A 3,079-nucleotide genomic window follows, 5' to 3' on the forward strand; every position below is an offset into this window, starting at 1 on the left:
TGTTGACGATCTGGCTGCCACCCTGCACGGTCGCATCGCCCGTGCCGAGGTTGCTGATGAGACCGTTCGTATTGTCGATCGACGCAGCCTGAACGCCGAGCGTGCTCGCATCGCCCGCCGCGCCCGTACCCGACTGGATCTGTCCGTTCGTATTCGTCAGCGCGCCGCCACTGGCGAGCCAGAGGGACGTGAGCGTGCGCATCGCGCCCTGCGTATTGTTGATATTGCCTGCGATGCTCGCCGCGATATTTCCCCGCGCGGCGAACACGCCCGTCGCGTTGTTCAGGCTCCCGGCCTGCGCCGCGATCTGACCGGCAGTGGTGATCGTTCCGTCAACGTTAGAGATTGACCCGGCTCCGTTACCCGGCGCAATCGTCAGCGTGCCGGTACCCGCATGCGTAATCGTGCCGCCATCGTTGTCGAGCGCGGCCGGTGCAAGGGTGAGGTCCGTGCTGTTGGTCTGGAGTGTGCCGCCTGCCGAGTTGTCGAGCGTTCCGGTCACGTCGAGCGTCGTCGCGCCGGTTCCGGTTTGCGTGATCGTGCCGCCGTGGTTGACGAGATTCGTTCCGTGCAGCGCGATCTGGTTCGCGCTGATCGCGCCCGCGCTGTTGTCGATTGTCGTGGCGCTCGCGCTCACCACCTGACCGGCCGCGATCGTGCCGGAACTGGTCAGCACCGTGCCCGCCGAGACGGTCGTGTTGCCGTTGGCGGCCAGGATGCCGCCGTTGAATAGCGTCTGCACAGCGCTGGCGATCAGCGACTGCACCGCCGTGATCGAACCCGCGTTGGCAAGCTGCCCGGCCTGCGCGGTCACGCTCCCGTTGCCGCCGATGGTGCCGCCCGCGCCGTTGTTCAGCAGGCCCGCCGTAAAGACGCTCAGGCCATCGCCATTGAGTGAGGCGATGTGGCCTGCCGTATTGTCGAGGCTGCCTGCGTTCGCCGTTAGCGCCCCCGCCGCCTGCATCGTGCCGCCCGCGTTCGACACAGCTCCTGTCACGCTATCCGTCAGCTGACTACCGGTTTTACTGCGACGCAGACGGAGAGGCGGCATCGGCCCGCCTTTGCCGGCAGGGATCAACGCGTTCGTGCTTCGTCGCGAAAGCGCTCAAAGCCGCCAGACTGTCGCCTGCGCTTTGTGCCACGTCGTCGAGAAGGTCTGCCGCATCACGACGCGTGAGTCGCCGGTTCGGAAGGTCCTTCGCGTCGAGCCCCAGAGCGGTGAACAGTTCGTGATCGCAGTCATTGATGCGCCGGTAGTCTTCGCCGATATGGACCAGGACTTCCCGCAACCGGCGCTGTTCGTGTCTTTCTTATGCGGTCACGGAAAGATTCCTGATTATTGATTCGCAAATATGACGTGATATTCAAGTTGCCACCCTTGCCGTTCGCAAAGATGGAAAGCGGCCAAAGCCCTCACCCCGCCGAAGGTAAAAATCAAAACCTCATCATCAACTTCAACAACGCGTTCACGCGTCTCCCATACGGCGGCGAGATCAGCCCACGCGCATTCAAGCGCGCCTGAGTGAGCACAGGCTTCATCTTGGAAAAAGTAACGAACCCTTCATACCCGTGGTACGCCCCCATGCCACTCGCTCCAACCCCGCCGAACGGCAAACTCTCACACGCAAGCTGCATCAACGTCTCATTAACCGCCATTCCACCGGCAATAGTTTCGAGCGTGACACGCTCAACAGTCCGCGCATCGTCGGCATAGAGATAAAGCGCCAGCGGCCGCGGCCGCGCATTGATCCACGCGATCGCGTCATCAAGCGTGTCATACGGCACGAGCGGCAACAGCGGCCCAAAAATCTCCTCCTGCATCAGCGCGCATTCGTTCGGCGCGCCAGTCACGGCAATCAGCGGAAAGCGCCGGCTCGCGGCATCGGGCGTCGCGTCGGTCAGCGCGTGCAACTGCGCGCCCGCAGCCCGCGCTTCGTCGGCGAGACGTTCGAGCCGCTCGAAGTGCCGCGCCGAAATGATCGACGTGTAGTCCGGGTTCTGCGCGAAGTCCGGGTACATCCTCGCCATTCGCACGCGCGCCCGTTCGATGAACGCCTGCTCCTTGCCGCGCGGCACCAGCACATAGTCGGGCGCGATACAGGTCTGCCCCGCGTTCAGCGTCTTGCCGGCGATCAGGTTGTCGACCGCGTTGTCGAAACGCGCATGCGCGCCGATCAGCGCCGGCGACTTGCCGCCGAGTTCGAGCGTGACCGGCGTCAGATGCTCGGCCGCCGCGCGCATCACTTCGTGACCGACCTTGGTCGAGCCGGTGAACAGCAGATGATCGAACGGCTGCGCGCTGAACGCGGCCGCGAGCGCCGCGTCGCCGTTGACGACCGCGACGTGATTGCGCGCGAAGGTCTGGCCGATCAGCAACTCGAATAGCGCCGAGGTACGCGGCGTCAGCTCGGACATCTTGATGATCGCGCGATTGCCGGCCGTCAGCGCGCTGATCAACGGCCCGACCGCGAGCAACACCGGATAATTCCACGGCACGATGATGCCGACCACGCCGAGCGGCTGCGGCACCACCTTCGCGCGCGCCGGCAGCAGCCACTTGTTGGTGCGGCGGCGCTGCGCTTTCATCCAGCGCTTGCCGTGACGCAGCGCTGCGTCGATCTCTTCCTTCACGAGCAGGAATTCGGCGAGCAGCACTTCTTCTTTCGCTCGATTGCCGAAGTCCGCGTGCATCGCATCGGCGAGCGCGTCGCGATTGTCGAGCATCAGCTTGCGCAGCGCGCGCAGATGCGTCGCGCGCGTGTCCCACGACGGATACGGCGCGCGCAGGCCACGCTGCTCGCGCAGCACGCGCCCGCGGCGGTCGCCGACGCATTCATCGCAACGCGTGTCGCCGACGGCTGCGGCGAAAGCGGCCGCGTGTACGGCACGCTGCCGGCCACGTTCGATCACGCGGCGATCATCGAGCGCGCCTTTCCCGCTTAGGCGCGGCGGGGCACGCTAACTGCGGGCGCTCCGCTCGCAATACCGACGCAAGCTCAAACCAATAAGCGCGCTCGACGCGCATCGTCATCCATCAGGGAGTGGACTCACATGAAGAATGATCTCTCGGGGGTCGCCG

General features: G+C 64.9%; 2 protein-coding genes and 1 pseudogene. 1 reads left to right on the forward strand and 2 read right to left on the reverse strand.

All coding sequences use genetic code 11. From position 1 onward, the window contains the following. Window positions 1–1,051, reverse strand: a pseudogene (locus AB3X89_RS39225) (hemagglutinin); the annotation flags it as partial. Between the two features lie 10 nt (window positions 1,052–1,061). Between AB3X89_RS39225 and AB3X89_RS39230 the strand changes: the two are divergent. Then, entirely contained in the window at window positions 1,062–1,343 is a 282-nt protein-coding gene (locus AB3X89_RS39230; protein WP_368587940.1) for a hypothetical protein, read from the forward strand. A 91-nt stretch (window positions 1,344–1,434) separates the two neighbouring features. On the opposite strand, the gene AB3X89_RS39235 is transcribed toward AB3X89_RS39230, so the two are convergent. Beyond that, window positions 1,435–2,808, reverse strand: a complete 1,374-nt coding sequence (locus AB3X89_RS39235; protein WP_368587941.1) for a coniferyl aldehyde dehydrogenase — start codon at window positions 2,806–2,808, stop codon at window positions 1,435–1,437. Window positions 2,809–3,079: the final 271 nt, after the last annotated feature.

It is taken from the genome of Paraburkholderia sp. BR14320 (assembly GCF_040948665.1).
Lineage (GTDB): Bacteria > Pseudomonadota > Gammaproteobacteria > Burkholderiales > Burkholderiaceae > Paraburkholderia > Paraburkholderia youngii.